The organism is Archangium violaceum (genome assembly GCF_016859125.1).
GTDB classification, from domain to species: Bacteria; Myxococcota; Myxococcia; order Myxococcales; family Myxococcaceae; genus Archangium; species Archangium violaceum_A.
The window spans coordinates 789,320-816,042 of record NZ_CP069338.1; the positions used below are offsets into that span (position 1 = coordinate 789,320).

At 69.1% G+C, this 26,723-nt stretch carries 18 protein-coding genes and 1 pseudogene; 10 read left to right on the plus strand and 9 right to left on the minus strand.

Features of this window, described 5'->3' with window-relative positions; translation table 11 throughout:
- The first annotated feature begins 132 nt into the window (after positions 1-132).
- Positions 133-1,956 (plus strand): methyl-accepting chemotaxis protein, encoded by a 1,824-nt coding sequence (locus JQX13_RS03380; protein WP_203407645.1) that lies wholly within the window; start codon positions 133-135, stop codon positions 1,954-1,956.
- On the opposite strand, the gene JQX13_RS03385 is transcribed toward JQX13_RS03380, so the two are convergent.
- Together JQX13_RS03385 and JQX13_RS03390 are read right to left on the minus strand one after the other, a co-directional pair.
- Positions 1,940-3,313 carry a glycosyltransferase family 39 protein gene (locus JQX13_RS03385; protein WP_203407646.1) on the minus strand — a complete coding sequence of 458 codons (1,374 nt, stop codon included), beginning with the start codon at positions 3,311-3,313 and terminating at the stop codon, positions 1,940-1,942. The two genes, JQX13_RS03380 and JQX13_RS03385, sit on opposite strands and share 17 nt — an antisense overlap.
- A 7-nt stretch (positions 3,314-3,320) precedes the next feature.
- On the minus strand, positions 3,321-5,054 hold the full coding sequence (locus JQX13_RS03390; RefSeq protein ID WP_203407647.1) for a BamA/TamA family outer membrane protein: 1,734 nt from the start codon (positions 5,052-5,054) through the stop codon (positions 3,321-3,323).
- 146 nt (positions 5,055-5,200) lie between these two features.
- Between JQX13_RS03390 and JQX13_RS03395 the strand changes: the two genes are divergently transcribed.
- The gene (locus JQX13_RS03395) at positions 5,201-5,563 is read left to right on the plus strand and encodes a response regulator (protein ID WP_239014511.1); all 363 of its coding nucleotides are present in this window, start codon (positions 5,201-5,203) and stop codon (positions 5,561-5,563) included.
- Here the strand turns inward: JQX13_RS03395 and JQX13_RS03400 are convergent.
- A complete protein-coding gene (locus tag JQX13_RS03400; protein ID WP_203407648.1) occupies positions 5,531-6,427 on the minus strand; it encodes a cobalamin-binding protein in 897 nt (298 codons plus the stop codon). The two genes, JQX13_RS03395 and JQX13_RS03400, sit on opposite strands and share 33 nt — an antisense overlap.
- A gap of 123 nt (positions 6,428-6,550) precedes the next feature.
- On the opposite strand from JQX13_RS03400, the gene JQX13_RS03405 reads away from it, so the two are divergent.
- From JQX13_RS03405 to JQX13_RS03415, 3 genes are read left to right on the plus strand one after another with little or no spacing between them, the layout of a single operon-like run.
- Positions 6,551-7,546 carry a hypothetical protein gene (locus JQX13_RS03405; protein ID WP_203407649.1) on the plus strand — a complete coding sequence of 332 codons (996 nt, stop codon included), beginning with the start codon at positions 6,551-6,553 and terminating at the stop codon, positions 7,544-7,546.
- Positions 7,547-7,554: 8 nt separating this feature from the next.
- Positions 7,555-9,060: a Tox-REase-5 domain-containing protein gene (locus tag JQX13_RS03410; protein ID WP_203407650.1), complete on the plus strand. Its 1,506-nt coding sequence runs from the start codon at positions 7,555-7,557 to the stop codon at positions 9,058-9,060.
- A gap of 12 nt (positions 9,061-9,072) precedes the next feature.
- Positions 9,073-9,783, plus strand: a complete 711-nt coding sequence (locus JQX13_RS03415) for an immunity 52 family protein (protein WP_203407651.1) — start codon at positions 9,073-9,075, stop codon at positions 9,781-9,783.
- Between the two features lie 20 nt (positions 9,784-9,803).
- Here JQX13_RS03415 and JQX13_RS53645 read toward each other — a convergent pair whose 3' ends face one another.
- A complete protein-coding gene (locus JQX13_RS53645) occupies positions 9,804-10,094 on the minus strand; it encodes a hypothetical protein (protein ID WP_239014512.1) in 291 nt (96 codons plus the stop codon).
- Between the two features lie 61 nt (positions 10,095-10,155).
- Positions 10,156-10,518: pseudogene (locus tag JQX13_RS53650) on the minus strand (ammonium transporter); the annotation flags it as partial.
- 344 nt (positions 10,519-10,862) lie between these two features.
- Here JQX13_RS53650 and JQX13_RS03425 point away from each other — a divergent pair.
- From JQX13_RS03425 to JQX13_RS03440, 4 genes are all read left to right on the plus strand, one after another.
- Positions 10,863-12,491, plus strand: a complete 1,629-nt coding sequence (locus JQX13_RS03425) for a serine/threonine protein kinase (RefSeq protein ID WP_203407652.1) — start codon at positions 10,863-10,865, stop codon at positions 12,489-12,491.
- Between the two features lie 7 nt (positions 12,492-12,498).
- Entirely contained in the window at positions 12,499-15,051 is a 2,553-nt protein-coding gene (locus JQX13_RS03430) for a TonB-dependent receptor domain-containing protein (RefSeq protein ID WP_203407653.1), read from the plus strand.
- Positions 15,048-16,295: a hypothetical protein gene (locus JQX13_RS03435; protein WP_203407654.1), complete on the plus strand. Its 1,248-nt coding sequence runs from the start codon at positions 15,048-15,050 to the stop codon at positions 16,293-16,295. Before JQX13_RS03430 ends, JQX13_RS03435 begins: the two co-directional genes overlap by 4 nt.
- A gap of 106 nt (positions 16,296-16,401) precedes the next feature.
- Complete coding sequence (locus tag JQX13_RS03440; protein ID WP_239014513.1) at positions 16,402-17,031, plus strand: response regulator; 630 nt, start codon at positions 16,402-16,404, stop codon at positions 17,029-17,031.
- Positions 17,032-17,044: 13 nt separating this feature from the next.
- Here JQX13_RS03440 and JQX13_RS03445 read toward each other — a convergent pair whose 3' ends face one another.
- The 4 genes from JQX13_RS03445 to JQX13_RS03460 all read right to left on the minus strand — a co-directional run bounded on the left by JQX13_RS03445 (position 17,045) and on the right by JQX13_RS03460 (position 21,244).
- Positions 17,045-17,674: a sulfite oxidase heme-binding subunit YedZ gene (locus tag JQX13_RS03445; RefSeq protein WP_203407655.1), complete on the minus strand. Its 630-nt coding sequence runs from the start codon at positions 17,672-17,674 to the stop codon at positions 17,045-17,047.
- A gap of 5 nt (positions 17,675-17,679) precedes the next feature.
- On the minus strand, positions 17,680-18,666 hold the full coding sequence (gene msrP, locus JQX13_RS03450; RefSeq protein WP_203407656.1) for a protein-methionine-sulfoxide reductase catalytic subunit MsrP: 987 nt from the start codon (positions 18,664-18,666) through the stop codon (positions 17,680-17,682).
- Positions 18,667-18,699: 33 nt separating this feature from the next.
- The gene (locus JQX13_RS03455) at positions 18,700-19,446 is read right to left on the minus strand and encodes a fatty acid desaturase (protein ID WP_203407657.1); all 747 of its coding nucleotides are present in this window, start codon (positions 19,444-19,446) and stop codon (positions 18,700-18,702) included.
- A 73-nt stretch (positions 19,447-19,519) separates the two neighbouring features.
- Complete coding sequence (locus JQX13_RS03460; protein WP_203407658.1) at positions 19,520-21,244, minus strand: dipeptidyl-peptidase 3 family protein; 1,725 nt, start codon at positions 21,242-21,244, stop codon at positions 19,520-19,522.
- A gap of 215 nt (positions 21,245-21,459) precedes the next feature.
- Here JQX13_RS03460 and JQX13_RS03465 point away from each other — a divergent pair, with 215 nt between their 5' ends.
- Positions 21,460-26,721 (plus strand): trifunctional serine/threonine-protein kinase/ATP-binding protein/sensor histidine kinase, encoded by a 5,262-nt coding sequence (locus JQX13_RS03465; RefSeq protein ID WP_203407659.1) that lies wholly within the window; start codon positions 21,460-21,462, stop codon positions 26,719-26,721.
- The last annotated feature ends 2 nt before the right edge of the window (positions 26,722-26,723 follow it).

Below are 26,723 nucleotides of genomic sequence, written 5' to 3' on the forward strand. Positions count from 1 at the left end.
CCTCTATTTGAAGACGCGCCGGGCGCACCGCGTTAGCATCAGGCCCGACAGGGAAGCATCCAGGCAGGCACCGCGACTTCTCCCGGCGTCCCTCCTTCCGCCCCCCTCCCTCTGGGAGAATGGCCACGCCTCATGAACGGCTCGCCCCCGCAGACGGTCATTCCTCCACAGCTCCTCCGACGAGTCCTCCTCGTCGTGATGGCGTGGCTCATCCCCTCCACGCCCCTCGCCGCGTACCTCATCGGGTTGTCGCTCGGGGTGTCGGCCCAGGACATCGTCTGGAGCGTGCTCTACCTGCTTCCGCCCATCCTGCTGGTGGTCGGTGTCGTGATGCCAGGGGTGGGTGTCTCCGCGCTGCTGCACAGCCATTTCCGCGTACACCCCGAGGAGCCTCCACAGGAGCGCCTCGTCCGCCTGCAGATGCTGCCCTGGAAGCTCTCGTTCCTGGGCATCCAGGTCACCAGTCTGGTGGGCGGACTCGCCTTCACCGTCCCCCTCGTCCTGCGCTTCCACAAGCACGCCCTGATGGTGGGACTCGGGCTGCTCGTCGCCTCCACCCTGGGCCAGGTGCTGTCGCTGCCCGTGGGCATCAAGCTCGAGCAGATGTTGATGCCCTTCGTGCTCGAGGAGCGCAACCGCCTGCGGGTCCCCGCCAGCGGCAAGGGCCCCTTCTGGCCGCGGCAGCGCTGGTACCTGCCGTATGCGATCATCACCACCGTGGCGAGCACCCTGGTCATCTGCGGACTGGTGTTCGTCCTCCAGACGCTCGAGCTGCGCGACGCCCAGACGCGGGCCCTGCTCGAGGACCCCACCCTCCCCCGGGCCCAGGCCGAGCTGGCCGTGAAGACGCTGCGGACCTTCAGCGACTCCCTGTTCTCGTCACTGGGCCCGCCACTGCTGACCCTGGGCGTCGTCACCCTGCTGGTGACCTCGCTCACCGCCTGGATGCTGGCACGCCGGCAGGTACGGGCCACGGCGGCGCTCCAGGAGGCCATCGCGGGACTGGCCAACGGCACGCCCATCGCACCGCCCTGGGTCTCCACCGACGAGCTGGGTGACGTCTCGTCGGGAATGCTCACGGCCCTGGAGCACCTCCAGGAGATTCCCACCCGCCTCCAGGCCTCGGCCAGCCTGCTGCTCTCCGCGAGCACGGCGCTCGGCTCCGCCAGCCACCAGCAGCGCCAGCGCATCACCGAGCAGGCCGCCATGCTCCAGGAGGCCCAGCTCACCTCGGAGGAGATCCGCACCACCTCCGACCTGGCGTCCCACAAGGCCGAGAGCGTGCTCAGCGTGGCGGGCCATGCCGAGCAGCTCGGACAGTACGGCGAGGAGGCCCTGGAGCGGACCCTGACGGGGCTGAACACCATCGGCGACTTCGTGGACGGCATCCGCGGCAAGGTGCTGCGGTTGCAGGAGAGCGCCACGAAGATCGCCAGCATCGCCGTCACGGTGAAGGATCTGGCCGACCAGTCCCACCTGCTGGCGCTCAACGCCTCCATCGAGGCCGCGCGCGCGGGAGACCAGGGCGCGGGCTTCGCCGTGGTCGCCAGTGAGATTCGCAAGCTGGCCGATCAGACCATCCGGGAGAACGCCCTCATCCGCAAGAGCCTGCTGGACATCGGCACCGCCATCCGGGACGTGGTCTCCATGAGCGAGCAGGGCGCCCGGCAGGTCGAGGGCGGCCTGGAGATGGTGAAGTCCTCGGGAAACAACCTGCGCGAGATGTCGCTCATCATCCAGGAGAGCGCCGCGTCCGTGCGGCAGATCGCCGTCGCGGTGAACCAGCAGAACACGGGCATCTCGCACATCTTCAACGCCATCGCCCACATCTCCGCCGGCATGGACGAGACGATGAAGCGCCTGGACACCACGCTGCAGGCCACCGAGACGCTCCAGGCCGTCACGCGCGAGGTGACGGAGATCGCCCGCCGCTACCAGCTCAACCGGAAGGAGTAGGACAGCGCTTCCAGAGCGCCGCTCCCCTCCCCCGCCGCTCCAGACAGAAGCCGGTGGCACGCAAGGTGTCCTCCCCCACCGCCCTGCCATCCACGAGCGCGTGGGAGAACCGGGCGTCCGAGAGCCGCTCGCGTACCTCGTCCTCCGAGTGCCCGGCCCCCACGAACACCGGCACGTCGCGGTGCAGGTAGAAGCGTCCTCCCGTGTTCCACTCGGGCGGGCCGGCGATGACGAGCCCGGTGAGTGCCGCGTCCCTGCCCGCGACCACGGTGCCGTCGATGACTCCCGCGCGCAGCCCGGATGGGAACGTCACGGTGGCCGCGAGCACCGAGGAGAGCACGTACAGCCCCAGGAGCACCCCCATCACCGCGCGCCTGCTCGCGAGTCGGGCGAGGTCCCTCGCGGCGGGTCCGGCCGCGAGCGCCACGAAGAGGGGGAGCAGCGGCACCAGGAAGCGCGCCTCCTTGTGCCCCAGCGCGCACAGCACCCCGAGGTAGAACACGAAGGCCCCCACGAGCAGCTCCCTCCGGGCCAGCCCTCGCGCGAAGTGCCAGACGAGCAGCAGGGGCGCCATGCCGGCCAGGATGGGCGCGTACCACCACACCGGCTGCCGGCCGAATCGCGACGCCGAGGAACCGCTGGAGATGTTGAAATGGAAGTAGTTCCAGGCGGACGCCCAGGGCGTGCCCCAGGTGAGCCAATCGAGCACGCCGAGCCCCAACAGCACCGCGCCCGAGCCCACCGCGAAGCCCGCGAACGAGCGCCAGCGCCGGGCCCCCATGAGGCTCACGGCGATGGGCACCCCGAACACCGCCGAGGGGTAGCGGATGACGAACGCCACGCCCAGCAGCACGCCGCACCAGAGCCCCGCGAGAGCCCCGTCCCGGTCACGAGCGCGACAGGCCCACAGGAGCGCGCCCAGCAGGGGAACCACGCTCAGCACGTCCCCGAGCGGCCTCGCGGCGTAGATGAGGAATCCGCCCCAGGTGGCGTGGACGCCCGCCGCCAGGAGCGCCGCCTCGCGGCCGTCCCGCTCCTCCACCAGCCGGAACAACAGCAGCGTTCCCACCGCCTGCACGCTCGCGCACGCACACCACACGACGCCCACCATCACCCACGGGTGCTCGAGCCCGAGCGCCCGGCACAGCGCGAGCAGTCCCGCGAGCACTCCGGGCACCGCCCAATTGCGAAGCCCATCCACCCACTCCCAGGCGACCGCGCGGTAGCCGAAGACGAGCCCGTGCGCCGGCTCCAGGTACTGGAAGACCTCGTCCGGATGGACCCGTCCGCGAGCGAGCGCCGCCACCAGCACCGCGAGGAACGCTCCCACCGCGGCGAGTCGGGAAGGTGAAGCCAACAACGACCTAGAGAGGCGCATCCAGGAACCCGGGCCGGAACTCCGTCACCTGGCCACCGCTGAAGGAGAAGCGGCCGCCGACGGGAGGTCGGTCATCGTTGAGGACGTACCCGAAATCGATGCGGAACGGGAAGGTGTTGAACTGGGGGAAGAGCAACCGCACGCCCACGCCCACCGAGTGCACGAAGCCGGGGCTCTCGTCGAACGCGGAACCCGCGTCATAGAAGAGCACGCCTCCCAGGTGCACCGTGTAGAGGACGAGCGGGGCGGTCCGGTACTCCACGTTGACCAGGGCCATGCGCTTGCCCGAATAGGCCTCCGGCTGCGCGCCCCGCAGCCCGTTGCCGCCCCCGAGCAACAGCACGCGCTCGTTCAGGTCGTCGATGTTCACGTCCAGCAGTCCCCGCACCACGAAGCGCCCGCCGAGCACCTTCGGCGACACCTGCTGCACCTCCGCGGCCCAGCGGCGGTTGCTCCATCGCCCCTCGTCTCCGAGCAACCGGCGCACGGACGCGGCGGCGGCCACCGAGGAGAGCGCATCGCCCAGGCGCACCCGGTAACGGGCGGTGAGGCCCACCTCCGCGAAATTCCCGGCGGAGGCGAACAGCGCGGGCGCATAGCGCGCCGTGGCGGTGACGTAGTGCCCCACCTGGAAGTCCTCGGAGAGCGCGTAGGAGTCCACGTCGCGCATCACCTCGTAACGGGTCTCCCAGAGGCGGATGTAGCCGAGCACATAGGTGGCGTCCTCGCTGCGAGGCAGAAGCGTGTCCCGCAGCCACGCGCGCCGGGCCTCGTCCAGCCCGGAGTCCGCGGGAGCCCCATAGCGCCGGTGGTACGCACCGAGCCCCCCGCCCGCGTCCACCTTGTAGCGCGAGCCCCAGGAGCGCAGGTACAGCGTGCTCCCACTGAATTCGCGCGCATCGTAGACATAGGGCACCGTCCCGCCTTCGGGGTACGGCAGCTCCCAGATATCCGCGCCGCGGAAGACGCGGACGGGCTGCACGCGCCACGCCACCTGCGCCTGGAAGCTCCACGGCGTGTCCAGCGAGAAGAAGGGCCGCGACAGCAGCACGCTTCCCTTGGAGCCCTCGAGCTGGCCGTCCTCGCGCCCGTAGATGAGGTAGGCGTTCTCGTTGAGGGACCAGCGGCTTCCCGCGAGGCGTGGATCCACATACGTCTGTCCGAAGCTCAGCGAGTCCCGGCGAAGGAGGAAGTCCAGCGCCACCTTCTTGTTCAACCCGAGGAAGTTCTGCTCGGTGCCCTGCAGGCGCAGCGACTGCACCAGCGAGCCCACCACCTGGAAGTCCTGGTTGAGCCGCAGCGACCACAAATCCTTGGTGATGATCAGCAGCGACACCGCGTCCGGCGAGGAGCCCCGCACCGCCACCACGCGCACCACCGCGAAGATGCCCAGCTTGCGCAGGTTGCGCGCCGTCTCCTGGGCGAGCGCCACCGAGTAGGGTTTCCCGGGCTCCAGCAGCACCTCGCGCCGGATGACCTGCTCGCGGGTCCGTACATGGAACACGTTGAGGAACAGGGGGTAGGGATCCGTCGGGGCGACGACGTCCTCGGAGACCACCCGCACCGACTCCAGACGCTTGCCCTCGGGGTCCGGCTCGGGCGACAGCCCCTCCTGGGCCAGTCCCCACTGCACGAGCGCGTCCTCATAGCCCTCGACGGGCGGGATGGCTCGAGCGGCCAGCAGGGACGCGGCGATCAGGGCGGACCAGGCGAGTGACACGTCCACATCCTGTCATGGCCCCTGGTCCGGGAATACGGTAGTGAACAGCTCCCGCCCCTTCGGGGCAGGAGGGGATTCCCGGGCGCGGCCAGAAGCAGGAGACTCCGCCGCTCCGAGAGATAGACTTCGTAGGGTCCGGACGCAACGTGAAGATTCTCCTGGTAGAGGACAACGAGGACATCCGCGAAGGGCTGACCGACCTGCTGGAGGGTGAGGGTTACTCCGTCACCAGCAAGGCCTCGGCGGAGGAGGGTCTTGCCCTGTTGCGGACGGAGTCCTTCCACCTGGTCATCACCGACTACATGCTGCCCGGCGAGACGGGCAGGTGGATGTTGGAACAGGCGGAGCGGGAGCAACGGCTGCGAGGCACGGAGGCGGTGATGATCACCGCGCACCCTCGGGTGAGTCCGCCACCGGGCGTGCGCCTGATGCACAAGCCGCTCGACATCGACGACTTCCTGCGGGTGGTCTACGAGTCAGTCATGCCCCTGCGCGCCGTGGGCGGGTAGCGGCGCGGCGCGCAGGTCTCCCGGGCGTGGTGGCGGCAGCTTCTCGCCCCGGGCGATGGCCGCCACGATGCGCGCGAGCTGATCCACCCCGTCCGTCAGCGACGCCGGCCCCGGCTGGAGGATGAACGTGCTCTTCACCTCGTAGAGCTGGTCGTCCACCACCGCCGTCACCCGCTCCCAGCCCGGCCGGGAGATGATCTTCTCGCGCTTCGCCTTGCGGCCGCACCAGCTGGCGATGACGCCCTCGGGATTCCTCCGGGCCACCTCGGCCGGATCGAAGATGCGGCCCTTGGCGCCCTGCTGCTCGCGCGACTCGCGGCACACGTCCTCACCGCCCACCAGTTCCACCAGCTCCGAGCACCAGCGGATGCCGGAGATGAGCGGCTCGTGCCACTCCTCGAAGAAGATACGGGGCCGGCGAGGCAGCCGCTCCGCCGCCTCCGCGTGCCGCGCGAGGTTCGCCTCCAACTCGTCCGCCAGCTTCTCCGCGGCCTCGGCCCGCCCCACCAGCGCCCCCACCACGCGCACCGTCTGGAGGATCTCCGCGAGCGAGCGCTGGTTGAAGAGCACCACCGGCACCCCGCGCTTGCACAGCTCGCGGCCCAGGTCCGCCTGAAGGTCCGAGAAGCCCAGCACCAGATCGGGCTTCAGCTCGAGGATGCGCTCGAAGTTGGCGTCCAGGAAGGAGCTGACACGCGGCTTCCCGCGGGCCTCGGGCGGACGCACGGTGAAGCCAGAAACACCCACCACCAGGTCCCCGGCTCCGATGCGGTACAGCGTCTCCGTCGTCTCCTCCGTCATGCACACGATGCGCTGGGGGTAACGTGGCGCGGAGGACAACAGGGCCTTCAGTCGATCCGTCATATGCTCAGTGTAAGGCTTCAACGGGCCTGGATCGTTCACAGTGTCAGCTCGTAGACTTCCTTCTCGTGGGCCTTCCGGACCATGCTCTCCCCCAACCCGAGCAGGGCCCGGCTGGCGACCGACATGATTCCCCCACGCACGACATCCCGAACCTGGGTACTCCTTCTGCTCCTGACGGTGACCGTGAGCGCCTGCGGCGGCCCCCGTACCAAGCAGCAGCGCCAGAACCACGGCGAGCAGCGGACCGACGAAGCCACCCTGCTGCTCAACCAGGCCGAGCAGCACGTCCGGAATCTGGACGCGGAGCGCGCCGCGCCGCTCCTGGCGAAGGCGGAAGAGCTCCTCGCCCATCCGGATGTCAACCTCTCCCCCGAGGCGGAGATGCTCCACTCGCAGCTCGCGGAGCTCAAGGCGCGCCTTCCGCTCCTCGGGGAGGAGAAGATCCGGCGGGAGAAGGCGGCTGCCGCGGAACGCGAGCGCAAGGAGCTCGAGGCCCTGGTGGAGAAGCAGCGGGACCTGGTCGTGGAGGCGATGTTCGCGGTCACCGAGGCCGTCGACGTGCTCGAGGGCAAGGACGTGGGTGTGGCGCAGGTGGAGACGGCCCGAGAAGCCATCCAACGCACCCGGGAGCGGCTGCGAACGGGCAAGGAGCTGGAGGCGAGGAGCGCGGATTACGCGGCATCCGCGAGGAACACCGAGCGGCGCCTGGAGCAGGCGGAAGAGAGGGTCGGGCGCGTGCGGAAGGTCATCGACTTCGTGTCCGGGCCGTTCGGAGACAGCCGGGAAGCGCCCACGCTGGAGAAGAAGGCGAGGCGGGAGAAGGACCTGGAGGCGCGGCTGTCGCTCTACACGGAGATACGCGATCGCTACCGCCGCTGTGGAACCGAGGCGGACAAGCTGCTCATGGAGGTGCCCGAGCTCGCGCGGGGACCGCTCCCGATGAAGGGCCGCCCGATGGCGCTCAAGGCGGTGGCCACCGGGTGCAAGAAGAAGGCGGGGCTCCTCCAGCGCGCGGTGGTGAAGCTGAAGAAGGCCAAGGTGAAGCGGGACAAGGCCCGGGCGAAGCTGGAGAAGCTCAAGGCCGCCCGGGAGAAGGCGCGCGCGCGCAAGAAGCGATAGGGGCGCTCATGTCACGTCGTCCCGGGGAGGCCCGCTCCCGACAGGGCAAGTGGCGTCACACGAGCATGCTGGCGCTCGTCCTGCTCGTGCTGCTCACCGGATGTGCCACGGGACGTGGCGAGCACCTCGACAGAGGAGGTGGCGGTCCGGCCTCGCTGGCGCCCCAGCTGGCACAGGGGCGGCTGGTGGAGATGGACGGCTTCGAGGCCCTGCTCCTTCGCGCCGGAGTGAACGACCCCGGCCTGCTTCCGCCAGGAGACGAGGACTTCACACCCGAGGACGCAGCGGAGTTGTATGACGTGCTGCTGTCGCGCCCCGTCACATTGGCAGGTTTCGGTCCGCGCCTGACGGCCGCGTCCCTGCTCCGTGAAGTCATGGAGCGCGAGGACGGACTGCCGCGCCGTGCCCTGATCGCACGCGTGGAGCGCTTCGAGCACCTGGCGGTACTCCGTCCCGACGGCTACCTGGCCTGGGCTCTGAGCGGACGGACCCAACAGCGCGTGGGACAGGTGGTGTTGAAGGAGGGGGCTTTGAAGGCCGGCCCCTTCGAGGTGGGCCGGTTCTACGATGGCCACGGTGGCGTCTTCGTGCCCGTGGATGACGAGCTCCGGCGAGTCCGTACCGCTCCACCGCTAGCCGAGGTGTATGACGATGGAGATGTCATCAACCGGGTCCTGGACGGAGCGGAGGATGTTTTCCGCGACACGGTGCTGGCCCTGGGCGGATGGGTGTTCCACCCGGGAGACAATCTCGCCGCGCTCTCACGGCTTCCCGAGGGTGTGGCGGCGCTCGTGCGCCACTCGCCGGAGTATCGTGAACACTTCCGGTTGATGACCCATGGAGAGCAGATTCGCGCGCTCTCGCGGCTGACAGTCACCGTGCTGGCGACCTACGGCACCGCCGCCGGGAGCACTCGGGCCCTCGGAACGGTTGGAAGAGGCCTGGAGCGCCTCTCCATGCCCTCCCTGTCATTGTCGGCTGACGGAGCACTGGTGCTCCAGCGCGTGGTCGTCCCCGCGGGGCGAGCCATCACCACGCTGGGTGGGGGCCCTGGTGCCGCCATCGTCCTCCACATGGCCCATCAGTCGCTCCAGGGGACGAGCGGCAAGATGGGCGCATCCGTACAAGCAGGGGGCCCCGGACAGTGGAGCCCGGTCAAGGAGTCCATGAGCCGGCGCGCGGCGCGCTACCAGGAGCAGATCTCCGGCCGCCCCGTGAACGACTCCTACTCCGTGCGCGGCGTGCGTTTCGATGGCTACAAGGACGGCGTGCTGCTGGAGGCCAAGGGGCCCGGCTACGCCAACAAGTTCACCGACAAGTTGGAGCCCAAGAAGTGGTTCGCCAAGAGTGCTGAAAGCATACGTGCACAGGCGTTGCGTCAGACCAAAGCCGCCAACGGTATTCCCATTCGATGGCACGTGGCGGAATCCAAGACGGCCGAGGCCATCCGAAAGCTCTTGGCGGACCGCAAAATACGTGGAATCGAGGTCGTCCACACGCCAGCGCTCCCGTGAAGGAGGAGAGACTTGGTCGAGACCTACTACGCGGGTGCCTACTGGCGGCTCCGGAAGGAGTCACCAGAAGAGTGCGGCCGACGCGCGGAAGCTTTCTTCCAAGCACTTGCTCCTGTCGATTCCTCCTTCTCCCGCTGGTTCAAGCTGGGGCGGTCCCGAAGGGAGGCGAGCAAACACCGCATCGACACGGACCAGGTCACGTTGGAGAAGATGTTCCGACGAGGCAAGGACAGGGTCTTCGAAGATCTCGGCTTCCGTATCAGTGGCTGGAACGGAGAGAGCAACGATGACGATGCTTGCGCCTTCCACATCACGTGCGGCGGTTACGCGGACGAAGTCGGCAATGCGTGCTTGCTCAATCTGCCCAACACGGGCCCGAACGCGGAGCGGGTCCTCACGGCCCCTGTATTGATCGGAATGCTGCGCGCCATGGCAGTGGCGTGGGAGCCAGACGAGGCAGTGGCCATGTCACACAAGCATCGCGATTTGATTGCGGAGCCCCACCCCGATGCCCTGGTCGGCTGGGTCACCTACCTCTCGCGCCGCCGGGGCACCGTGCCTCCGCTACCCGCCCCGGTGCACGTCGAGCGGGTGGAGGACAAGGGCACGCTCCTCGTCCTCACTCCCGAGCGCTTCACCGCGAGCAACCCCGAGCACATGGCCCTGGCCGAGCGCGTCCGCGAGCTGCTCGACCGCGCGGGGCTGCTCGGCCCCATCCGCTGAGCCCGGGCAGCCCACGGCCCTCACGAGGTGTACGCCACCTCGCCATGCTGGGTGGAGTCGAGCCCCATGCGCTCCTCCTCCTCGGAGACACGCAGGCCCAGCACCTTGTCCACCACCTTGAGCAGGAGGAGCGTCACCCCCGCCGTATAGGCGCCCACCGCCAGCACGGCCAGGGCCTGCTTGCCGAGCAGCGCCGGATTGCCATGCAGCAGCCCATCGGCGCCCGCCGGGTTGAGCGAGGCCTGGGAGAACACTCCCACCAGCAGCGCCCCCAGCAGACCGCCCACTCCGTGCACGCCCCAGGCGTCCAAGCAGCCACCCGCCCTCGGCCCACGTCCAGTGCGCCTCCGGGTCGTACACCAGCGTGGTCCACAGCAGGATGAAGAGCGCGTAGACGCTGAACTTCATCCGCTCCACGAACGCGCCCGAGATGAGCGCCGGGGTGATGATGGCGAACTTGAGCTGGAAGCCCATGAAGACCAGGTGCGGAATGCGCCCCTTGGCCGCCGTCGTCACGTTTTCCAGCAACAGATAGTCGCCACCGCCGATAAACCCTCCGTGACTCTTGCCAAAGGCCAGCGAGTAGCCGAACACCACCCACTGCACCGTCACCAGGGCCAGCGCGAAGAACGAGTACATGAACGTGGCCAGCACGTTCTTGCGCCGCACCATGCCGCCGTAGAAGAGCGCCAGCCCCGGCGTCATCAGCAGCACCAGCGCGGAGGCCACCAGCATCCACGCCGTGTCACCCGAGTCGGCCACGGGCTCGGCCGCCTGGGCCTGCGCCAGCCCGGCCTCGTACCCAAGGAGAAATCACCATTGCTCGCAGAGTGTCTTGACGCAGCGCGCAAGTACAATGAGTGGCTGGCTGGAGGGCAAACGGTGGCGCGGTGCGTCAGGGAAGGACGCGGCAGGTGAACCCGTCCAGGACGTGACGTATCTCCGCCAGAGCCGTATTCTCGGCCCCCACAGCACGCGATTCCTGGTGAGCCCGACTTTTCGGAGCCAGCGGGTCTGGTGGTAGCATACGGGAAAGGTCACATTTCGCCGCGCCTACCCGGCGGGCGGCGGGGGAGCTCATGGTACAAGGTAGCGCTCAGGCGCAATGCGTACCGGCCGACGTCGGAGATCCCCTCATCGGCCGGATCCTCAACGACAAGTTCCGCATCGTGGAGGCGCTCGGCGCGGGGGGCATGGGTCGGGTCTACAAGGCGGTGCAGGCGCCGCTGGACCGGCCGGTGGCCCTCAAGGTGCTCAACCCCCAGTACAGCGAGGGCAAGGACCCCGGCTTCCAGAAGCGCTTCTTCATGGAGGCGGCCGTCACCTCCAAGCTGCGCCATCCCAACACCGTCACCATCATCGACTACGGCAAGACGGATGATGGGGTGCTCTACATCGCGATGGAGTACCTGGAGGGGCAGACGCTGGCGCAGCTCCTCACGCAGCTGGGGCCCCTGCCGTGGATGCGCGTGCTGAACATCGCCCAGCAGGTAGCGCGCTCGCTGCGCGAGGCCCACAAGGTGGGGCTCATCCACCGCGACCTCAAGCCCGCCAACATCATGGTCCTCAACCAGGAGGACGACCATGACGTGGTGAAGGTGCTGGACTTCGGCCTGGTGAAGTCCTTCCTGCCCGACCGGGGCCAGCCCAACGAGACGGAAATCACCCAGGCCGGCGTCATCCTCGGCTCGCCGCAGTACATGGCGCCCGAGCAGGCGCGCAACGTGTCCGACCCGCGCAGCGACGTGTACTCGCTGGGCGTGGTGATGTTCCAGATGCTGATGGGGCGCCCTCCCTTCCAGGCGGCGCAGAGCATCGACGTCATCTTCAAGCACCTCAACGAGGCCCCGCCCGCCTTCGCCGGCATCTGGCCCGGACACACCGTGCCGCAGGAGGTAGAGGCGCTGGTGATGCGGTGCCTGTACAAGCGCCCCGAGGAGCGCTTCCAGTCCATGGACGAGGTGCTGGAGTCCATCCGCCGCGCCGCCGCGTCCGCGGGCTTCAGCGGCGCCTTCTCCAGCCCTCGCAGCGCCGTCACCGGTGGCTTCACGGTCCTCCCCGGCCCTGGCAGTGGCCCCGTCTCGGCACCGCAGACGGGCCCCCTGCCCTCCCCCGGAGCCACGGGCGCGAGCACCGTGGCGCTCGACATCGCCGTGGAGGAGCCCGCGAAGCCGCCCGTCCGGCGCACCCTGCCCCTGGCCCTCTTCGGTGGCTCCCTGCTGCTCGGCCTGGGCGTGGCCCTGGTGATGGCCCTGCGCGCCCCCTCGCCCCAGGCCGCTCCCGAGCCCCTCGCCGCGGTGGCTCCGGCGGAGAAGACGCCCCCCGCCGAGCAGCGCCGCGCCATGGAGCCCGTGCCCGCGGCCCCCACCCCACAGCCCTCCGCCGAGCCCGCTCCCGAAGAGGCCGCGCCCGCCGTGGCCGAGCCCGCGCCCATCCGCTTCCTGATCGACAGCGAGCCCGGCGGCGCGAAGGTGATGTACGGAGGGCAGGTGCTGGGAGAGACGCCGGTGGAGCTGCCCGTGCCTCCGGGCGCGGATGGCCGCGCGAGCGCCCGTCTCACCTTCGCGTTGGATGGGTACCAGCGCGTCACCGCCATCGCCGAGGGCGAGGGGCCCGTGGTGCGCTTCAACCAGAAGCTGAAGAAGAAGTCCGGCTCCCGCTCTCCCTCGAGCAGGAGCTCCTCCGGGTACAAGGACGACCCCTACTGAGATTGTGATGAACCCGACCGCCTTGAAGCGAGCGGGCGCCCTCGCGTTGGTGCTGTATGCGGGGAGTGCCTTCGGCGACGCGCGCCTGGAGGCCCGCCGTCATTTCCGCACCGGCATGAGCCTCATTGCCCAGGGGCAGTACGACCAGGGCATCGCCGAGCTGCTGGAAGCGTATTCCATCAAGCCCCACCCCAACGTCCTCTACAACATCGCCCGCGCCTACCAGGACGCGGGCCGGTTGCCCGAGGCGGCGGACTACCTGCGTCGCTACATCGCCGCCAACCCGCCGGACGTGGCCACCGCGCGGGCCACGCTGGCGAAGCTGGAGGAGTCGCTGAAGGCCGCCGAGGCGGCGAATCAGGCCGGGACGGCGCAGCCCGGGGAGCCGGTGGTGCCGGGGAAGAAGCCCGGGTTGCCGCCCATGCCCGCCGCGCCTGGTGCCGAGGCGGCGAAGACGCTCGCGGTGCTCGTCGAGCGGCTGGAGAAGGCCATCGCCCGCGCCGAGTCCCTGCCCGCCACGCCGCCGTCCGCCTCCGCCCCGCAGCCCACGTCCAACGCCATCCGGGATGACGGCTCGGAGAACGTGGTCGGCGCCGACGAGGACGCGGGCGCGGTGCCCTACGAGGAGCGCGTGGTGACGGCGAGCCGCCGGGCCCAGTCCTCCCTGGAGGCCCCCAACGCCACCACCGTCATCACCGCCGAGGACATCCGCCTCTCGGGCGCCACCAGCCTGCCGGAGCTGCTGCGCCGCGTGCCGGGTGCCGAGGTGATGATGCTCGGGACGGGCAGCGCCAACCTGTCGCTGCGCGGCTTCAACCAGCGCGTGGCCAACAAGGTGCTGGTGTTGGTGGACGGCCGCACCGAGTACCAGGACTTCCTGGGCATGACGCTCTGGTCGTCCATCCCCGTGGAGCTCGAGGAGATCGAACGCATCGAGGTCATCCGCGGCCCGGGCAGCGCGCTGTACGGCGCCAACGCCATGCTCGGCGTGGTCAACATCATCACCCGGGCCCCGGGCACGGGCCCTCGGGCGCGCTTCCAGGCCTCGCTCGGCAACGCCAACACCGTGGGCGGCAGCTTCGTGAGCCATGGCGGCTCGGACAGGCTGCGCTACCGCGCCTCGGCGGCGTACTCTCAGGCGGACAGGTGGAGCCGTGACTTCGCGGACGGCCGGCCGGACATGGCCATCATGGACCCCCAGCCCGACCTGGGCGTGCGCAGCGCGCGCGGCAACCTGGCCACCGTCTACCAGTTGGACTCGGGCGCCGAGCTGGGCCTGTCCGGCGGCGTCAACCGCTACTACACGGAAGCCTACCCGCTGGGCGTGCTGCGCAACTTCTACCTGGACGGGGTGAACGCCTTCGTCAAGGCGGACGCGGGCCTGGGGCCGCTCAAGGTGAAGGCCTTCTGGAACCACATGTCCGCGGCGGCGGGGCCTCAGTACGAGGCCGTGGGACAGAGCTCGCTGGCCACGCACGTCTCCTCCAACCTCTTCAACGGCGAGGTGCTCTTCAGCAAGGGCTTCCAGCTGCTGGGCGAGCACCAGGTGAACGTGGGCGTGGAGGGCCGCCTCAAGCGCGTGGCGTGGAGCTACCTGGGCCCGCTGCGCGAGGAGTTCCACGCCGCGGCCTTCGTCCAGGACGAGTGGCGCCTGGCGGAGCCCTTCCGCATCGTGGCCTCCTACCGCGTGGACCGGCACCCGCTGCTGGACGGGGGCAAGCCGGGCCTGGCCAGCTCGCCGCGCGTGTCCGCCCTCTTCATGCCCTTCGAGGGGCATTCCTTCCGCGCCAGCGCCGCCTCGGCCTTCCGCGAGCCCACGTTCCTGGAGAGCTACATAGGCGTGCGCATCCCCATCCCGGGCGTCAACGGAGCCAGCGCGCTCTCCGCCGGCAACCTGGCGCTCAAGCCCGAGCGGATGGTGGCCCTCGAGCTGGGCTACCGCGGCGAGGCGCCCACCCTCGGCATGGATTGGGACGTGGCGCTCTACCAGAACACGGTGAGCGACCTCATCCACCTGTCCGCCTTGCAGCCGCTTCCACCGGGCGAGTCCTGGGACGCGACCTCGGGGACGTACCTGCGGGGCCGCTCCGTCTACCAGAACGAGGCGGCCGTCTACACCGCGCGCGGGGCCGAGGCTGGCGTGACGCTGGCCCCGGTGGATGGCCTCGGCATCAAGGCCAGCGCCGCCTTCCAGCACGTGTCGGCCCGGGGTGAGGAAGGCCTGTGCGGCCCGTGCAGCCAGGCGCCCCAGTTCAAGCTGTACGGCGGCGTCACCTACCGCACGCGCCAGGCGTTGGAGCTCGGCGTGGACGCGGCCTGGACGTCCGCCACCACCTGGGTGGAGCGGGAGCCCGCGTCGGACGATCCCACCCGCATCGAGCCCCTGGCCAACCCGCTGCCCGCCTACGCCATCATCAACGCCCGCGTGGGCTACACGCCGGTGAAGGACAAGGTGTCGGTGGCGCTGGTGGGCTCGAACCTGGGCCCCGCGCACTCCCAGCACCCCTTCGGCAACCGCATCGAGCGACGCGTGCTCGCCATCCTGACGGTGACCCCATGAGCTCCCCCTGCCAGAAGACCCTGGTGGGCCTGGCCCTCGCATCCGTGCTCGCCACCGGCTGCGAGCCCCCACCCGTCGTGCCCACCGCGGACCGCCGCCAGAACCAGCAGCTGTCACGCATCGACGGACAGGTGGTGGTGCAGAGCCGTGCCCGCGGCAACGCCATCGTCCTGCTCTATGACGCCGACCGCCCGCCTCCGCCCGAGGGCGCGGGCCGCCCGCTGAGCTTCACCGTCATCCCCGCCGAGCGGCTCTTCGGCCCGGCGGACCCGAACGCCTCCGGTCCCTTCACCGCGCCCTTCACCTTCAGCCTGGTGGCCCCGGGGCGCTACCTGCTGCGCGGCTTCATCGACGCGGACACGTGCAGCACCGGCGCGCGGCCCTGCCACACTCCGGACTTCATCCCCTGGTACGGCGTCACCAGCGAGCCCAACGCCGGAGACGTGGGCGGTGCCGCGGTGGACGCCCTCACCCGCGCGCCACGCGTGGTGGAGATCGCCGCGGGCCCGGACGGAGCCCTCCAGGCCGCCACCGGCATCACCGTGAGCTTCAGCGACTCGAGCACCGTGCCGGTGGATCGCCCCGCCTTCACGGTCGTGGGTGACAGGCGGTTCGACCCCGCGACCGGCTCCAAGGTGCTGGAGCTGCGGCCCCTACAGCTCCACGAGGGCGTGGTGGACGTGCGGCCCCCCGCCATGATCGTGCGCTACCGGGACGACAACGGCGACGGCAAGCCCGATGACACCAACGGCGACGGCCAGGTGGACCCGCAGGACCTCTGGCCTCGTGTGCTGGTGCGCAAGCTGGCGGGTGGGCAGGAGCTCACCGGAGCACAGCGGCTCGCCGACGAGAACGACCTGGACCGTGATGGCATCCTCGACCCCGAGGGCGCCGACTACCCTCGGGCCGACGGAACGCGCGACGGACTCCCGGACCAGGTGGTGCTCGCCGCCATGCTGCATCCCTCCGTGCTGGACGCGCTTCGCAACCCCGATGGAACTCCGCGCATGGAAGCCGTGACCGTGCCCTCACTGAGCGTCGTGGTCCTACCCAGGGCGCTCGATGTGCGTGATCCGCTCCACCCCATGGACCTGCGCTCGGTGCCTTCCGGACGCTATGCCCTCACGCTCGTCCAGTTCACCGGCCAGACGTGGCGCGTGCCCAACGAGCTGTGGCCCACCCTCGCGTCCGAGAGCGGATTACCGTCGCTGGAGAGCCAATCCTTCGTGCTCGAAGTACCGTGAAAAAGACTCATCTCTTGAGAGTGAAAAACACCCACCTCCCGACCCGCTCCACTTTGACTTCAAGTTGTCCGTCGGCGAACATGGAGGCGATTTGGGAGACCCTCCAATGAAGCCGGCCTCAGTCGTGCCCGAAGCAACGGCGACCACCTCGCCACGTCCCTCGTCGGCTCCCACCGAGCCCGCGCGGCCGTCCGCTTCGTCCAGCACCGCTCCGGCCCGACCCGCGGTGACCCCCGTCGAGCCCTTGCGTCCCTTCGGAATGCTCAGCTCCGAGACGGCGAAGGCCTTCGCGACGGTGACGGCTCCTCCCGAGCCGCGCCCCTTCGCCATACCGGACCCCGCGGTGCAGCCGCAGCGCGTGCTGCTGGTGGATGACAGCCGCTCCATCCGCACGCTGCTGAAGATCTACCTGATGGCGCGCTCCTTCGAGTACATCGAGGCGGAGTCGGCGGAAGCGGCGCTGAAGGTGCTGGAATCGCAGCAGGTGGACCTCATCCTCACCGACTTCCACATGGACGGGATGAACGGCGCGGACTTCGCGGCGACGGTGCGTGCGCACGGCGACACGCAAATCTCCAAGATTCCCATCCTGATGATGACGGGCGACGCGAACGCGGCCGAGGTGCGCAACAAGGGCCAGAAGGCGGGCATCAACGCCTTCGTGCGCAAACCGGTGAGCTGTGCCCAGCTGATGACGCTGGTGGACACCATCCTCCCGCCCGTGAAGACGGGCTGAGACGGACCCGACCTTACGCGGAGGGCGTCGAGACCGCGGTCTCCGCCCGGGCCCGCCGCTTGCGCAACGCCTCGGCCACGCGGATGACGAAGAGCAGCGCCAGCACGCCGCCGTACACGAGCGGCTCGGTGAGATCCTTCTTCACGCGCCAGACGAAGTGCACCACCCCCAGCGACGCCGACACGTAGGCCAGCCGGTGCAATCGCCGCCATGCGGGGAAGCCCATACGCCGCACCATGCGATTCGTGCTGGTGACGGCCAGCGGCACCAGCAACACCAGCGCGAGGAAGCCCACGGTGATGAAGGGCCGCCTGGTGATGTCCTCGAGGATGGCGTCGAGCGCCAGCCCCTGGTCCAGCACGGCGTACGTGAGGAAGTGCAGCGAGGCATGGGCGAAGCCCAGCAGGCCCAGCAACTTGCGCAGGCGCATGGGCCACGTCCACCCGAACACCCCCTTCAGCGGCGTGCACGCGAGCGAGGCCACCAGGAAGATGAGGGCGAGCATCCCCGTCTGGTTGAGCGTGCGCTCGATGGGATTGGCGCCGAGCGTCCCTTGCGCGAACTGGAGCGCCAGGAGGGCCAACGGAGAGAGGCCACCCACGAGGACGGCCGGCTTGAGCCAGGGGTACGGAGGAGCGGCCATGGGCGTCAGAAGTCGCGGCGCAGGTCCATGCCCGTGTAGAGGCTGGCCACCTGCTCGGCGTACCCGTTGAAGGGAAGCGTGGGACGGCGGCGGAACTCACCGATGCGGCGCTCGGTGGCCTGGCTCCAGCGCGGATGGTCCACCTGGGGATTCACGTTGGCGAAGAAGCCGTACTCGCGCGCGTTGGCCAGGTTCCAGGTGGTGGGCGGCTGCTTCTCCGTGAGGGAGATGCGGACGATGGACTTGATGCCCTTGAAGCCGTACTTCCACGGCACCACGAGCCGCAGCGGCGCGCCGTTCTGGTTGGGCAGGACGCGGCCGTACAGGCCCACGGCGAGCATCGTGAGCGGGTGCAGGGCCTCGTCCAGACGCAGGCCCTCGACGTAGGGCCAGTCCAGCACGGGGTACTTCTGGCCGGGCATCTGCTCCGGGTCCTTCAGGGTGGTGAAGGCCACGTACTTCGCCTTGCCGGTGGGCTCCACGCGCCGCAGCAGCCCCGCCAGCGGGAAGCCGAGCCACGGAATCACCATGGACCAGGCCTCCACGCAGCGCATGCGGTAGACGCGCTCCTCGAGCGGGAACCAGGACTGCAGCGTGTCGATGTCCACGCGCTGCGGCTTGTGCACCTCGCCGTCGATGATGACCGTCCACGGCCGCGGCTTGAGGGTGTGCGCGTTCTGGGCGGGCTCGCCCTTGTCGAGGCCGAACTCGTAGAAGTTGTTGTAGGTGGTGGCGTCCTCGTAGGACGTGGCGCGCTCGTCGGTGTCGTAGGGACCACGGGGCCGAGCCACCTTGGGCGCCTCGCCCGGTACCCCCAGGAGCGGGGAGTTCCCCCCCCCCGTGGGCCGGTGGCTGAGGAGCTGCAGGCCGGTACCCACCGCCGCGGCGGTGCCGGTGAAGAGGGCGGCGCTCTTGAGGAACTCACGCCGACGCAGGTACAGCGACTCGGAGGTGATCTCGGACCCCAGGGGCTCGGGCAGCTTCTGGCGCATGATTCCCTTCCGTACGCCCGAGCCGGAATCCGGTTACATCCGCCGGAGGCTCAGGGCAGGGCCGGCTTCGCGGGCGCGAGCATCCCGCATCTTCCACAGGCGCCACCAGGGTGTAGAGGGGGATTGGTGGTGCTCCCAGTGGTAGCCGAAGAAGTAGCAGGAGAGCATGGCCCACAGGTGGTTGCGCGGCAGGGAGCGCGCGTGGTGGGGCGCCATGTCGGGGGTGTCCGGCCGACGGTGGGGCAGGTAGGTGCCGAAGTAGAAGAGCTGCACCGTGCCGAGCACCGCGGGCACCACCCAGAAGGCGACGATGCGCCACTGGGCCACGCCGAGCAGCATCAACAGGTTGAACTTGGCCGCCATGACGAGGAACTGGGGCCAGGTCATGTAGCGCACCATGAAGGTGGCGAACCACGGCCAGAAGGCCTGGGTGCGGGTGGAGAAGTCCGGGTCGTCCGGGCCGGTGGGATCGGCGTGGTGGGCGCGGTGGTTGACCACCAGACGCCGGTAGGAGAGCCCGGCGAAGAGGAAGCAGGCGAGCGTGCCCACGCCCTGATTCACCCACCGGTGGCGGCTCACCGTGCCATGCATGGCGTCATGGCCGGTGATGAACAGCCCGGTGCACAGGTACGCCTGCAGGGCGATGTGCAGGTACGTGAGCGGCGAGGCGAGGGACAGGTCGGCCGCCACCAGCAGCCAGACGAGATGACCCATCCACGCGCCGAGCACGCTCAGCGCGATGAGGACACCCCAGGGACCTCGAGGAACGTGGCTGCGCATCCGCCTCATCTCTCATCATGTACCGCCCGCCGCGCACGGGAAAAAGCACGCGGCGGGCGAGCGGACGACAGTGTTACTTCGCGGCCGGGGAAGAGAAGCCCCCGAGCTCGGCGGTGAGCTTCTCGGCGGTGACGTAGCGCGGCTCGATGTCCACCGGGACATTGTTCAGCTTGTCCAGGACGCGCTTCACCTCGGGGCGCACCACGCCCATCTTCTCGAGCAGCGACTCGGCGTTGGCGCGGTTGCCGCTGGCCTGCAGCTCCATGAGCTGCTTCGTCAGCGCGGTGACGGACTCCTTGATCTTCCCCGGCACCACCGAGAAGGTCCCGTCCTTGTTCACCACCACGGCGCCAGCATCCAGGAAGTAATTGAGCTGCAGGGCGATGCCCTTGCCGTGTGCCTCGTTGATGCCGAAGCGGATGGAGCGGAACGCGGACGCCAGGAACGTGGTGTACATGGTGCGCTCCAGCTCCTTGCCGATGACGCCCTTGTCCACCAGCTGCTGCAGGGCCCACAGGCCGGAGACGTCCGCCTTGGCCTCCTCGATGGCGCTGGAGGACGCCTGGAGCGCCTGGCGCACCGTGGTCTGCTTGCCCTCCACGGTGATGTTGTGGGGCCCCAGGCCGTGCATCAGCTCGTGCATGAGGATGTGGGTGAAGAAGGCGTCGAAGGAGATGTCCTTGCGCTCCTTCGCGGGCAGCGCCACCCGGGAGATGGGCACCAGCACGCGCTGGAACTTGGCCTCCTGGATGTTCTTGAGCATCACGCGCTTGGTGCCCTTCTCGGCCGCCACGCGCTCGTCATTGGGCAGGTTGTAGGCCGCGGTCTGCACGCCCCGGTTGCCGTCACCCGAGGAGAAGAGGCTGTTGACCACGCGGATGGGCGCGAGCGCTCCCAGCCTGGGATTGCGCAACTTCGGATCGATGGGGAGGTTGTTCTCCAGCCCCTGCAGCTCGCCGCTGAACTTCGCGAGCTTCTGCGTCTCGGCGTCGTCACGCAGGCCGATGAAGGCCTCGAAGGCGGCCTTGTAGTTGAACCACTCGTCCTCGTAGACCTCGTAGGGCCCCACGGTGGGCTCGATGCTGGCGTCGAGCTCCATCCAGGCGACCTCGCTCGGGTAGTAGTCGTTGCTGAGGAAGGCGTCGGCGCGCTTCGTGAGGAAGGCCTTCAGCGTGGGCTGGGTGGTGAGCCCGGCGGCCTCGCGCAGCAGCCGCGCGGCCAGGGCGAGCTCGCCCTGGTACTCGACGCTGTAGGGGACGGAGACGAACCTTCCGTTCGTGTCCCGGCGAATGGTCGTGAAGAAGCCGGTGGCCTCGCGCTGCTGCGCCTCGGGGAGGGACTTCACCCAGGCCTCGATGTCGGCCTTGGAGGCGCCGGCCGGGTAGAAGTTGCCCTCGGGGGGCTTGGCGGGGACGCCGGGAACGAAGGGCGCGTTGTGGTCGAGCCGGGACCAGGGCCCCTTGTTGAGGAGGAAGGCGTGCAGCCGCTCACGGCCGAGTGGGGAACCATCCTGGAGGAGCTCGAGCAGGAGCGTCTCGTTGCCCGCCCAGACCTGACGCAGGAAGAGCGGGTCCATGACCTGGGCGGCCTGGAGGATCTTCGCCAGGGCGCGCCGCTCGTTCTCGGGGAGCTTCGAGACATCGGCCTGGATGTCGACGGGGGCGAAGCGGGCCGTCATGCGCTTGAGCTCGGTGGCATTGGGCATACGGGAGGGCACGGGCTGTGCCTCGGCGGCACGGGCCGAGCCCGGCAGGAGCAACGCGGCGGAGGCGACGAAGGAGAGGAGTTTGCGTTTCATGGCGGCCCTTTTACCCGCTGTGAATCGCTCAGCACAGCGTGCACCAAGGGAGCCCCGACGGTACTTCGGTGATATGTTTCCTGGGTCGCTTCGGGAGCACGTCACGGGCGCCTTTTCCTGCTCGACTCCCCCTGCCCACACCCGAACGCGTACGAACTGGCGAGCAGGCGCGACGCGTCTCGAGGTCCGGCGCTCGCCGACAAGGACACTCCTCCATGTTGGACATCCCGGGTTACAGGGTTCTTGGCACCATTCGAGCGACGGGCTCGAACGTTCTGTTCCAGGCCGTGCGCGAGGCCGATGACCTCCCCATCATCCTCAAGACGCCCATGGCTCCCTTGCCCGGCCCTGGCGAGCACGAGCGGTACCGGCGGGAGTTCGCCATCCTGCAGCGGCTGCGGGACGTGCGTGGAGTCGCCTCGCCCTACGCCTGTGAGCGCATCCACAACCGGCCCGTGCTGCTGCTGGAGCAGGTGCGAGGCGACGCCTTGTCCGAGCTCACGGGCCAGCCGATGGAGGTCTCCCGGTTCCTGAGCCTGGCCCTCTCCCTTGCTTCCACCCTGGGCGAGGTCCACTGCCGCAACGTCATCCACAAGGACATCAAGCCCTCCAACATCATCGTGGAGCCCTCGGGTGCGGCACGTCTCATCGACTTCGGCGTGGCCACGTTGCAGCAGGTGGAGCACCTGGACGCGGCGCCGACACACCTGATCGAGGGGACGCTGGCCTACATGTCCCCGGAGCAGACGGGGCGCATGAACCGCGCGGTGGACTACCGCACGGACTTCTACTCGTTGGGCGTGACGTTCTACGAGCTGTTGACCGGGCAGCGCCCCTTCCAGGCGCGCGATGCCCTCGAGTGGTTCCACGCGCACATGGCGCGGACGCCGCCGCCACCGCACGAGCTGAACCCCCAGGTGCCGCCGGCCTTGTCCGCCATCGTCCTCAAGCTGATGGCGAAGGTGGCAGAGGAGCGCTACCAGAGCGCCGAGGGACTCCAGGCGGACCTGGAGCGCTGCCGCGAGACGCTGAGCCAGAGCGAGCAAGAGGTGTTCGCGCTGGGCACCCGGGACACGCCCAACCGCTTCCAACTGCCGCAACGGCTCTACGGGCGCGAGGCACAGGTGTCCGCCCTGCTCGAGGGCTTCGAGCGCGTGGCGCGCACGGGCAGGCCGGAGCTGTTCCTGGTCAGCGGTTACTCGGGCATCGGCAAGTCCTCGGTGGTGCACGAGCTGCTCAAGCCGGTGGTGCAACGGCGCGGCTTCTTCCTGAGCGGCAAGTTCGATCAGTTCCAGCGCGACATTCCGTACGCGACGCTGGCGCAGACCCTCCGCGGGCTGCTGCAACAACTGCTCGCGGAGAGTGACGAGGAGATCGCGAAGTGGCGGGAGCGGGTGAACCAGGCGTGGGAGGGTCAGGGCCAGCTGCTCGTGGACCTGATGCCCCAGCTGGAAGTGCTGGTGGGCCCGCAGCCCGCGCTCCAGGAGGTCCCTCCCAGCGAGGCCCAGCACCGTTTCTACCGGGTGGTCCGCCAGTTCGTGTCGGTGTTCGCCACGACGGAGCGCCCGCTGGTGGTGTTCCTGGATGACCTGCAGTGGGCGGACCTGGCCAGCCTGCGATTGCTCGGGCAGATGATGTCACAACCGGCCCCCCCACCCGTGCTGTGGATTGGCGCCTACCGGGACAACGAGGTGAGTCCCTCGCACCCGCTGATGCAGATGTTGGAGGAGGTGCGCAAGGAAGGGACTCGGACGGTGGACCTCCGCCTGGAACCGCTGAGCGTGGAGCAGGTGGAGCGCCTGGTCGGCGACACCCTGCCGGGCGCGAACAGGGAGATGGTCGCTCCCCTCGCGGCATTGGTGCACGAGAAGACGGGAGGCAACCCCTTCTTCCTGCTGCGGCTGCTGGTGACACTCCACCAGGATGGCCTGCTGGTGCGCGTGCCCGGCGGCTGGCGGTGGGATGCCGAGGGCGTGCGGGCCCGGGGGTACTCGGAGAACATCGTCGAGTTCATGGTGGGCAGGCTGCGCCAGCTTCCCCCCGCCACACAGCGCCAACTGTGGCTGGCGGCGTGCGCGGGCAATGTCTTCTCCCTCCAGCTGCTGGGGACCCTCTCCGGCCTGGCCGAGGTGGGGGACGTGGAGCAGCAGCTCGAGCCCGCGCTCCAGGAAGGCATGCTGGTGCGCGCCGGTCCGGAGCAATACCGCTTCCTTCACGACCGCATCCAACAGGCGGCCCATTCCCTCGCCTCCGAGGCCGAGCGCAAGGCCATCCACCTGCGCATCGGCCGGTTGATGCTCGAGCGCCTGTCGCAGGAGGAGGTGCGCGAGTCGCTCTTCGACGTGGTGAGCCAGCTCAACTCGGGAGCGGAGCTGATCGAGGACCCCTCGGAGCGCCACCACCTCGCGCGCTTGAACGCCGAAGCGGGTGGGAGGGCCAAGGCCTCGATGGCGCTCGGCCCCGCCAGCACCTACTTCACGGCGGCCTTCGCGCTCATTCCAGGGGACCCCTGGGAGACGGACTACGAGCTGGCCTTCAAGCTGCGCCTCACCCTGGCGCGCTGCGAGCTCATGAGCGGCAACGTCGCCGAGGCGCGCCGCCTGATCGAGGAGTTCCGCTCCCGGGCGCGCACCCGCTCGGACACCGCGGCCGTCTACATGCTGAGGCAGGACATCCACTTCGCCATGGATGAATACCCGGAAGGCATGGCCTGCATCATGGAATGCCTGACGTTGCTGGGCATGCCGCTCCCGCCGCGCCCCACCCGGGAGGAGGCGGTGGCCGCTCATGAGGAGGTGTGGGCCGCGTTGGGGGAGCGCTCCATCGAGAGCCTGGTCGAGCTGCCGCTCATGACCGACCCGGACATGAGGCTGGCCGTCAGCGCCATGTACAAGCTCTTCGGCCCCGCGTACTCCTCCAGCCACGACCTGCTCATCATCCTGCTGAGCCGGATTGTCTCCCTCACTCTCCGTCACGGCTTCTTGGATGCCGTCGTGAGCGGATATTGCTGGTTTGGAGCCATCACCGGCGCGTACTTCAAGCGGTACCAGGAGGGTCATGCCTTCGCGAGGCTCGCCCTCGCGCTCGTCGAGCGGCACAACCTGTCCACCTACCGGGGGGATGTCCTCCTCAGCACGCAGTTCAGCAGCTACTGGACCCAGCCCCTGCCCAAGGCGCAGGAGCTCGTCCAGGGAGGCATCCACCACGCGATTCAAGTGGGTGACATCCCGGCCGCCGCCTACGCCAGCCTCTATTCCGTCATCAACCGCCTCGTCATGGGGCACAACCTGGAGGACGTCTACCAGGAGTCGCTCGTACGCGCCGAGTTCCTGAGCAGGACGGGATTCCTGGAGCCCCAGTACTCGCTGCTCACGGCCCAGCGCTACGTGCAGCAGATGCGCGGGCAGCCCCTCCCGTTCGACCCCCGGACCGGGGACGGCTTCGATGAACGGGATTTCAAGACCCGGATGACGTCGCCTCAGCGCAGCTCCGGCATGCGGTGCGGCTACCAGGTCTTCGAACTCCAGTCGTCCTTCATGTTCGGCGCCTACGGGGCGGCCCTCGAAGCAGCGGACAAGGCGGCCGAGCTCCAGTGGAGCATCCAGGGCAACATCCAGAACCGCGATTACGAGCTCTACCGCGCCCTGGCCCTGGCCGCGTGCTTCGAGAGCGCGACGCCGGAGGAGCAGCGGCGCTACCTCGAGGACATCCAGCACCATCAACAACAGCTCGCGGAGTGGGCCCAGAACTGTCCCGAGAACTTCCGCGCGCACGAGCAACTGGTCTCCGCGGAGCTGGCCCGCCTCCAGGGGCGGCCGGATGCGGCGACACGCGCCTACGAGGAGGCCATCCGCTCGGCCCGCGAGAATGGTGCCACCCAGTACATGGGACTGGCCTGCGAGCTCGCGGCCAACTTCTGGCGCACGCGGCAGGCGCCCATCGTCGCCCATGCCTTCGCGCGTGAGGCCCTCGCGGCCTACAAACAGTGGGGCGCCCTGGGCAAGGTCCAGCACCTGGAGTCCCTGTGGCCACACCTCGCCTCCTCGGGGGCCTCCGAGGACACGCCCACCACCACCAGCACGGACTCGACCCGGATCGACGCGCTCACCATCGTCAAGACCCAGCAGGCCATCTCCGGCGAAATCGTGCTGGAGCGGCTGGTGACGACGCTGCTGCGCGCGGCCATCGAGAACGCGGGGGCTCAGCGCGGCGCCCTGCTGCTGCCCAACGGGAACACGCTCTCGGTGGCGGCCACCTCCGACTCCTCGCCGGACACCGAGCTGCCGTGGACGCTCCTCTCCTATGTCCGGCGCACACGGGAGCACGTGCTCATTGGCGATGCCTCCAAGCCCCACCCCTTCTCGTCAGACCCCTACCTGGTGCGCGGTGGAGCGCGCTCGGTGTTGTGCCTGCCACTGCTGAGACAGGAGCAGTTCTCCGGAGCGCTCTACCTGGAGAACAACCTGGCCACCAACGCCTTCAGCCCCGCGCGCCTGGCGCTCCTGGGACACATCGCCTCGCAGGCCGCCATCTCCATCGAGAACGCTCGGCTCTATGCCGACGTGCAGCGCGCCAGGATGGAGCTGCGTCAGGCCAACGACGCGTTGGAGCAGCGGGTGGAGGAGCGCACGCGCGAGCTCAAGCAGGCCCAGGCCCGCCTCGTGGACACCGCGCGAGAGGTGGGCATGGCGGAGATCGCCACCAACGTGCTGCACAACGTGGGCAATGTGCTCACCAGTGCCGTCGTCAACCTGGAGATGATGCGCAAGGCGGTGGGCGCCTCGCGCGTGGGCCGGTTGAAGCAGGCCTCGGCCCTGGTGCAGGAGAACCGGGAGTCACTGGCTGACTTCCTGACCAGGGACACGCGTGGCGTCCGTCTGCCGGACTACCTGTCGGCACTGGCCGACGAGATGATGCGCGAGCAGATGACCCTCATGGAGGACATGGATGCGATGGGCCGGCACATCGAGCACATCCGCGCCATCGTCCAGGTGCAGCAGACATACGCCCGGACCTCGCTGATGACGGAGGAGTGCGACCTGGCCCGCCTCATCGACGACGCGCTGCGCATCCAGATGGCGGCGCTGCAGCGCCACGGCGTCACCGTCCATCGCGAACTGGCGGCGGTGCCCAGGGTGCATGTGGACAAGCACAAGGTGCTGCAAATCCTCATCAACCTCATCAGCAACGCCAAGTACGCGCTGGACGAAGTCCCCGAGGGCCAGCGCAACATGTGGGTGAGGCTGGTGGCTGAGGGGAACGAGGCGCGCATCCAGGTGGTGGATGATGGGGTGGGCATCGCGCCGGGGATGAAGGACAAGCTGTTCGCGCACGGCTTCACCACGCGCAAGGACGGCCACGGCTTCGGGCTGCACTCGAGCGCGCTCGCGGCGCAGCTCTTGAAGGGAAGCCTCACATTGGAGAGCGAGGGTCCCGGCAAGGGAGCCGTGGCCACGCTCGCACTTCCGCTCGCATGATC

Coding starts and splice junctions, on each gene's coding strand:
- JQX13_RS03425 (WP_203407652.1), top strand. CDS start 10,863: ATGGTACAAGGTAGCGCTCAGGCGCAATGCGTACCGGCCGACGTCGGA.
- JQX13_RS03460 (WP_203407658.1), bottom strand. CDS start 21,244: ATGAAACGCAAACTCCTCTCCTTCGTCGCCTCCGCCGCGTTGCTCCTG.
- JQX13_RS03400 (WP_203407648.1), bottom strand. CDS start 6,427: ATGACGGATCGACTGAAGGCCCTGTTGTCCTCCGCGCCACGTTACCCC.
- JQX13_RS03435 (WP_203407654.1), top strand. CDS start 15,048: ATGAGCTCCCCCTGCCAGAAGACCCTGGTGGGCCTGGCCCTCGCATCC.
- msrP (WP_203407656.1), bottom strand. CDS start 18,666: ATGCGCCAGAAGCTGCCCGAGCCCCTGGGGTCCGAGATCACCTCCGAG.
- JQX13_RS03430 (WP_203407653.1), top strand. CDS start 12,499: ATGAACCCGACCGCCTTGAAGCGAGCGGGCGCCCTCGCGTTGGTGCTG.
- JQX13_RS03380 (WP_203407645.1), top strand. CDS start 133: ATGAACGGCTCGCCCCCGCAGACGGTCATTCCTCCACAGCTCCTCCGA.
- JQX13_RS03465 (WP_203407659.1), top strand. CDS start 21,460: ATGTTGGACATCCCGGGTTACAGGGTTCTTGGCACCATTCGAGCGACG.
- JQX13_RS03440 (WP_239014513.1), top strand. CDS start 16,402: ATGAAGCCGGCCTCAGTCGTGCCCGAAGCAACGGCGACCACCTCGCCA.
- JQX13_RS03445 (WP_203407655.1), bottom strand. CDS start 17,674: ATGGCCGCTCCTCCGTACCCCTGGCTCAAGCCGGCCGTCCTCGTGGGT.
- JQX13_RS03455 (WP_203407657.1), bottom strand. CDS start 19,446: ATGCGCAGCCACGTTCCTCGAGGTCCCTGGGGTGTCCTCATCGCGCTG.
- JQX13_RS03405 (WP_203407649.1), top strand. CDS start 6,551: ATGATTCCCCCACGCACGACATCCCGAACCTGGGTACTCCTTCTGCTC.
- JQX13_RS03410 (WP_203407650.1), top strand. CDS start 7,555: ATGTCACGTCGTCCCGGGGAGGCCCGCTCCCGACAGGGCAAGTGGCGT.